7 protein-coding genes are annotated in these 6,717 nt (G+C 68.9%); 2 read left to right on the top strand and 5 right to left on the bottom strand.

Annotation, left to right across the window (positions count from 1 at the left end):
• Positions 1-523 precede the first annotated feature (523 nt).
• The 3 genes from ACGFYV_RS33880 to thyX all read right to left on the bottom strand — a co-directional run bounded on the left by ACGFYV_RS33880 (position 524) and on the right by thyX (position 4,280).
• Positions 524-2,209 carry a ribonuclease J gene (locus ACGFYV_RS33880; protein WP_393882364.1) on the bottom strand — a complete coding sequence of 562 codons (1,686 nt, stop codon included), beginning with the start codon at positions 2,207-2,209 and terminating at the stop codon, positions 524-526.
• Between the two features lie 216 nt (positions 2,210-2,425).
• Complete coding sequence (gene dapA, locus ACGFYV_RS33875; RefSeq protein ID WP_393882363.1) at positions 2,426-3,325, bottom strand: 4-hydroxy-tetrahydrodipicolinate synthase; 900 nt, start codon at positions 3,323-3,325, stop codon at positions 2,426-2,428.
• 211 nt (positions 3,326-3,536) lie between these two features.
• Positions 3,537-4,280 carry an FAD-dependent thymidylate synthase gene (gene thyX / locus ACGFYV_RS33870; protein ID WP_393882362.1) on the bottom strand — a complete coding sequence of 248 codons (744 nt, stop codon included), beginning with the start codon at positions 4,278-4,280 and terminating at the stop codon, positions 3,537-3,539.
• 205 nt (positions 4,281-4,485) lie between these two features.
• Between thyX and ACGFYV_RS33865 the strand changes: the two genes are divergently transcribed.
• Together ACGFYV_RS33865 and ACGFYV_RS33860 are read left to right on the top strand one after the other, a co-directional pair.
• On the top strand, positions 4,486-4,722 hold the full coding sequence (locus ACGFYV_RS33865; RefSeq protein WP_393882361.1) for a hypothetical protein: 237 nt from the start codon (positions 4,486-4,488) through the stop codon (positions 4,720-4,722).
• 90 nt (positions 4,723-4,812) lie between these two features.
• Positions 4,813-5,367, top strand: coding sequence for a hypothetical protein (locus ACGFYV_RS33860; protein WP_393882360.1), 555 nt, complete (start codon positions 4,813-4,815; stop codon positions 5,365-5,367).
• 113 nt (positions 5,368-5,480) lie between these two features.
• Here ACGFYV_RS33860 and ACGFYV_RS33855 read toward each other — a convergent pair whose 3' ends face one another.
• The gene (locus ACGFYV_RS33855; RefSeq protein ID WP_393882359.1) at positions 5,481-5,933 is read right to left on the bottom strand and encodes a hypothetical protein; all 453 of its coding nucleotides are present in this window, start codon (positions 5,931-5,933) and stop codon (positions 5,481-5,483) included.
• A gap of 13 nt (positions 5,934-5,946) precedes the next feature.
• The gene (gene dapB / locus ACGFYV_RS33850) at positions 5,947-6,699 is read right to left on the bottom strand and encodes a 4-hydroxy-tetrahydrodipicolinate reductase (protein ID WP_393882358.1); all 753 of its coding nucleotides are present in this window, start codon (positions 6,697-6,699) and stop codon (positions 5,947-5,949) included.
• Positions 6,700-6,717: the final 18 nt, after the last annotated feature.

Below are 6,717 nucleotides of genomic sequence, written 5' to 3'. Positions count from 1 at the left end.
CTTTGTACTCACCCTCTCGGGCTTTCCTCCGGGCGCTTCCCTTCGGTCTTGCGTTTCCGACTCTATCAGATCTTTTCTCGACCCGATTTCCTCGGCGCTTTCCAGGTTTCCGCTCTCGCGTTTCCCTTTCCGGCGTTTCCGACTCTATCAGATCCTCGCGGTGTCTGATTCCCCGTCAGAGGGGGCTGTCTTCCTGGCTGTTGGGCCGTTCGGACTTCCCAGACCTTAGCGGATCAGCTCGGCAGTTCCTAATCGGGCCGCCGGCCCCGATCGAATTACATTCGGCCGCGCCGAATGGAGTCCCGATCGGGAGATCGTGCTGGTGGTTGGGGTGCCGCTTTCGCGGCGAAGGTGCCACCACAGAACCGTTCCGGCTCCGGGGCAGACATGGAACTCTACGTGCGGGGCACAGGGGTGTCAACCCCGTCTGTCAAGATTTTTTCATCCGAACGGGCGAGTGGGGCCCCTCGACGCGTGTCGAGGGGCCCCACTGCTGGTCGGCGTGCGGGTCGGACCTGGACGGTCAGACCTCGACGACGACCGGAAGGATCATCGGGCGCCGACGGTAGGTGTCGGAAACCCACTTGCCGAGCGTGCGGCGGATGAGCTGCTGGAGCTGGTGCGGCTCCACGACGCCGTCCTGGGCGGAGCGCTCCAGGACTTCGCTGATCTTCGGGAGGACGGCCGCGAAGGCCGAGTCGTCGATGCCGGAGCCGCGGGCCTGCACATGCGGGCCGCCGGTGATCTTGCCGGTGGAGGAGTCCACCACCACGAAGACCGAGATGATGCCCTCGTCGCCGAGGATCTTCCGGTCCTTGAGGGCCGGCTCGCCGACGTCGCCGACGGAGAGGCCGTCGACGTACACATAACCGGCCTGGACCTTGCCGGCGATCTTCGCCTTGCCCTCGATCATGTCGACGACCACGCCGTCCTCGGCGATGACGATCCGGTCGTGCGGAACGCCGGTCATCGCGCCCAGTTCGGCGTTGGCCCGCAGATGGCGCCATTCGCCGTGGACGGGCATCAGGTTCTTCGGGCGGCAGATGTTGTAGAAGTACAGCAGCTCGCCCGCGGACGCGTGGCCGGAGACGTGGACCTTGGCGTTGCCCTTGTGGACGACGTTGGCGCCCCAGCGGGTCAGGCCGTTGATCACGCGGTAGACCGCGTTCTCGTTCCCGGGGATGAGGGACGAGGCCAGGATGACCGTGTCGCCCTCGACGATCCGGATCTGGTGGTCACGGTTGGCCATGCGGGACAGGGCCGCCATCGGTTCGCCCTGGGAGCCCGTGCAGACCAGGACCACCTTGTCGTCCGGGAGGTCGTCCAGGGTCTTGACGTCGACCACCAGGCCCCCCGGCACCTTCAGATAGCCGAGGTCCCGTGCGATGCCCATGTTGCGGACCATGGAGCGGCCGACGAAGGCGACCTTGCGGCCGTACTCCTGTGCCGTGTCCAGGATCTGCTGGATGCGGTGGACATGGCTGGCGAAGCTCGCGACGATGATCCGCTTGCGGGCGCCGGCGAAGACCTGGCGCAGCACGTTGGAGATGTCGCGCTCGTGCGGGGTGAAGCCGGGTACCTCGGCGTTCGTGGAGTCGCTGAGGAGGAGGTCGATCCCCTCCTCGGACAGCCGGGTGAACGCGTGCAGGTCGGTGAGGCGGTTGTCCAGCGGGAGCTGGTCCATCTTGAAGTCGCCGGTGTGCACCACCATGCCGGCGGGGGTGCGGATGGCGACCGCCAGGGCGTCCGGGATGGAGTGGTTGACGGCGACGAACTCGCAGTCGAAGGGGCCGATGCGCTCGCGGTCCCCGGCCGCCACCTCAAGGGTGTACGGGCGGATCCGGTGCTCCTGGAGCTTGGCCTCGATGAGCGCGAGGGTCAGCTTGGAGCCGATCAGCGGGATGTCCGGCTTCTCCCGGAGCAGGAACGGGACGCCGCCGATGTGGTCCTCGTGGCCGTGCGTGAGGACGATGCCCTCGATGTCGTCGAGGCGATCCCGGACGGACGAGAAGTCCGGCAGGATCAGGTCGATTCCGGGCTGCTCCTCCTCAGGGAAGAGCACTCCGCAGTCGACGATCAGAAGGCGGCCGTCGTATTCGAAGACGGTCATGTTCCGGCCGATCTCGCCGAGGCCGCCGAGCGGGGTGACACGCAGGCCGCCCTTGGGCAGCGGCGGGGGCGGGCCGAGTTCAGGATGCGGATGACTCAAAAGACTCTCCTCACCACACGCGCCACGTACCGGTGGCACGTGGCGCGCATGACGTTCGTGCAGAAGCAGTTGTCGTTGTGGATGCGGGCACCGGTGGCCCGCTGTGCTGTTGTCGGATTCAGTTGTGAAGCTTGTGAGGCCGGTGGAGCCTGTGGAGCTGGTGGAGCCTGCTGAGCTCGTGGAGCTGGTCGAGCTCGGGTGGTGCCAAGTCTGTTGTCAGAGCTGTACCCCGCCGGCGGCAAGATCGATCTTGAGCTGGGCAATCTCCTCGGGCGAGCACTCGACCATGGGGGGGCGCAGCGGTCCGGCGGGCAGGCCCTGGAGGGCGAGCGCGGCCTTGGTGGTCATGACGCCCTGGGTGCGGAACATGCCGGTGTAGACCGGGAGCAGCTTCTGGTGGATCTCGGTGGCCTTGACGACGTCGCCCGAGGTGTACGCGTCGACGAGGGCGCGCAGGTCGGGGGTGACGAGGTGGCCGACGACCGAGACGAAGCCGACCGCGCCCACGGACAGCAGGGGCAGGTTGAGCATGTCGTCGCCGGAGTACCAGGCGAGGCCGGACTGGGCGATGGCCCAGCCGGCGCGGCCCAGGTCGCCCTTGGCGTCCTTGTTGGCGACGATCCGGGGGTGCTCCGCGAGCCGGACGAGGGTCTCCGTGTTGATCGGGACACCGCTGCGGCCGGGGATGTCGTAGAGCATGACCGGCAGGCCGGTGGTGTCGGCGACGGCCGTGAAGTGCCGGTAGAGGCCCTCCTGCGGAGGCTTGTTGTAGTACGGCGTCACGACCAGGAGGCCGTGGGCGCCGATGCGCTCGGCCTCGCGGGCCAGTTCGATGCTGTGGTGGGTGTCGTTGGTGCCGACGCCGGCCACGACGTGGGCGCGGTCGCCGACGGCCTCCAGGACGGCTCGTACGAGGTCCGATTTCTCCGCGTCGCTGGTGGTCGGGGACTCGCCGGTGGTGCCGTTGACGATCAGGCCGTCGTTGCCTGCGTCCACCAGGTGGGTGGCGAGCCGCTGCGCGCCGTCGAGGTCGAGTGCGCCGTCCGCCGTGAAGGGCGTGACCATGGCGGTGAGGACCCGCCCGAAGGGGGTCTGCGGAGTCGAGGTCGGAGCCATGGGTAACACGCTACTCGGTGCGCAATCCGGGGTCTGCCCTTGGGGTGCCGGGAAAGTCAGGACAAATATGGAGCCCGGCACTGCCTGCTCGGGGGTTCAAGCAGTGCCGGGTCCGTTTGATCAGGCTAGATGAACTTCTCCAAATGCCGCAATACGGACACTTCGGGCGGCTGATCCGTACATCCGTTCCGCGCGGGGGAACAGGGCTTCGCTACGGGGCCACACGGCCGTTCGCATTGAAGGCGGCGTAGGTGAGCGGCATGAGCCGGGCCCACTCCTGCTCCATCTTCTCGCCGACCATCTCGATCTCCCGTTGCGGGAAGGACGGCACCTTGGCCAGCTCGTGCTGGGTGCGCAGACCGAGGAAGTGCATCAGCGAGCGGGCGTTGCAGGTGGCGTACATCGAGGAGAAGAGGCCGACGGGGAGCACCGCGCGGGCGACCTCGCGGGCGACACCCTCGGCGAGCAGCTTCTGGTAGGCCGCGTACGCCTGCTCGTAGCTCTCGGCCAGGGTGCTGCTCACCGCCTCGTACTGGGCCGGGGTGCCCTCGACGAAGACGTACTTGCCCGGACGGCCCTCCTGGACGAGCTTGCGGGAGGTGTCGGGGACGTAGAAGACCGGCTCCAGCTCCCGGTAGCGGCCCGACTCCTCGTTGTACGACCAGCCCACGCGGTGCCGCATGAACTCGCGGAAGACGAAGATCGGGGCGCTGATGAAGAAGGTCATCGAGTTGTGCTCGAACGGGCTGCCGTGCCGGTCGCGCATCAGGTAGTTGATCAGCCCCTTGGAGCGCTCGGGGTCCTTCTTCAGCTCGTCCAGGGACTGCTCGCCGAGCGTGGAGACACGGGCGGCGAAGAGGACGTCGGCATCCGACGCGCTGGACTTCACGAGCTCGACGGTGACGTCACCGCGCAGGGTGAGCGACTCGGGGGTGGTCACGGGGGTCCTTCCCATCACTTCTTCAGGTTCGCGCCCACTGTACGGGGGACCTCTGACAGTCCCGAAAGACAGACGCGGAGCACACACCCGTCGAGGATTTTTTCGGACATGGGCACCTTTTGTGTCAATCGAGCGTCTGTATGGGTGAGGACCGCACATTCGGCCCCTGAGACGACTTCGAGACGATCCCGAGACGATCCCGAGTGGAGGCGTACGTTCCATGTTCCGACGGCGTGAGCCCGTTCCGTTCGCCTTCCTGGCCGAGGCGAACAGGTTCCGCAGCAATGTCGCTCCCCCGCCCCGCCGGCGGTCCTCCGCCGGGCGAATAGCCGGGCAGTGGCTGCTGGGGCTCACCATCGTGGCCGGGCTCGTGGGCGCGGTGATCATCGGCACGCCCGCCCTGTCCACGCCGTCGAGCACGCCCGCCCAGCAGTCCCAGGCCTCCCAGGGGCACTGACCCTTACGGACGCCCACGGGTGGTGAGCGGCAACGGGGCCGGATAGCCTCACCGGGCACAGCCCACGCGAGGACCGAGTGAGGACCAGCCGTGCCCCTGCCCTTCCTGACGGCCGACCGCACCTTCGACGCGGCGACCGACAGCTCGCTGCCCTACGACGACCGTGACCGCTGGCGGCGCCCCTACCGCCCCGGCCCCTGGCGCGTGGGCGGTGCCGCGCTGGGGCTGCTCCTGTCCTCGTTCGTGCTGTTCGCGGCGGTCCTCATCGCCCTGACCGGATCGGTGTCCTCCGCCGCCGTGGTGCTCGGGCTCGCGCTGGCGATCATCGCCTCCGCGCTGCGGGTGCTGCGCATGGGCGTGTGGGTGAGCGCGCGCGGGCTGCGTCACGTGTCCTTCCTGATGACGCGCACGGTGCCCTGGAGGCGCGTGGTCTCGGTGCGCACGGCACAGCAGCCGGTGCGCCTGCTCGGGCTGCCCCGCACGGTGCAGGGACAGGCCCTCACGTTCGTCCGCAAGGACCGGGCTCCCGAGGACACCGATCCGCTGCTCACCACGCACACGCTGGACTTCCTGAACCGCCCCTCGGCCTTCGACCGGGCGGCGGACACCGTGGAGGCGTGGGCGGCGGAGTACGTGCGCCCGTGACCCCGTGACCCCGTAGGCCATCGCAGAGGGGCCGGCCCGCTCGGTGCGGACCGGCCCCTCTGCCGTGCGTCGTTGTCGTCGGCGTTGTCGTCCGCCGTTGTCGTGCGTCCGGGTCAGGCCTGGACGGGACGGCCGTCGTGCAGGGCGATGGCGCGCTGCATGGCCTTGCGGGCGCGTGGGGTGTCGCGGGCGTCGTGGTAGGCGACGGCCAGCCGGAACCAGCTGCGCCAGTCGTCCGGGGCCGCCTCCGTCTCCGCCTTGCGCTTGGCGAACACCTCGTCGGCCGAGTCACGGTCGATCCGGCCTCCCGCGGTGCGCTTGAGCTCGTCGACGGGCAGTCCGCCCTCGGCGTCGAGTTCGGCGGCGAGCTGGTTGGCCTTGCGGACGAACTGGGTGTTCTTCCACAGGAACCACAGTCCGATGACCGGCAGGATGAGCACCGCCACGCCGAAGGTGACGGTGAGCAGCGTGCCGGACTGGATGAGCATCACGCCGCGGCTGCCGACCAGTACGAAGTAGAAGAGCAGGACGGCGGCCGTGACGAGGTAGGTGATCTTCGCGCGCATGAGGTGTCCGGGTTCAGCCCAGGTCGAGGAAGTTTTCCAGGCCGAAGGTCAGGCCCGGGGTGGACACCACGCGGCGGACGCCGAGCAGGATGCCCGGCATGAAGCTGCTGTGGTGCAGGGAGTCGTGGCGGATGGTGAGGGTCTCGCCCTCGGCGCCGAGCAGCACCTCCTGGTGGGCCAGGAGGCCGCGCAGCCGTACGGCGTGCACCGGGACGCCGTCGACGTCAGCGCCGCGCGCGCCGTCCAGGGCGGTGACCGTGGCGTCCGGCGCCGGGGCGGTGCCGGCGGCCCGGCGGGCCTCGGCGATGAGCTGGGCCGTACGGGTGGCGGTGCCGGAGGGGGCGTCCACCTTGTTCGGGTGGTGCAGTTCGACGACCTCGACCGACTCGAAGTAGGGCGCGGCGATCTGCGCGAACTTCATGGTCAGGACGGCCCCGATGGAGAAGTTCGGTGCGATGAGCACGCCCGTCTCCGGGAACTGGGCGAGCCAGCCCCTCAGCTGCGCGAGGCGGTCGTCGGTCCAGCCCGTCGTACCGACGACGGCGTGGATGCCGTGGCGCACGCAGAAGTCGAGGTTGCCCATGACGGAGGCGGGGGTGGTCAGCTCGACGACGACCTGGGCGCCGGCCTCCGCCAGCGTCTCCAGCCGGTCGCCGCGGCCGAGGGCGGCGACCAGCTCCATGTCCTCGGCGGCCTCGACCGCCCGTACCGCCTCGGACCCGATGCGGCCCTTGGCACCGAGGACCGCCACGCGCAGCTTGCTCATCTCTTGCTTCCTTACCGA

Origin of the sequence: Streptomyces sp. NPDC048297, from assembly GCF_043201585.1 — a bacterium.
In the GTDB taxonomy this organism is placed as follows: Bacteria; Actinomycetota; Actinomycetes; order Streptomycetales; family Streptomycetaceae; genus Streptomyces.
Note: the sequence above shows the minus strand (reverse complement) of the source record. Positions and strands in the feature narration are given on the sequence as shown.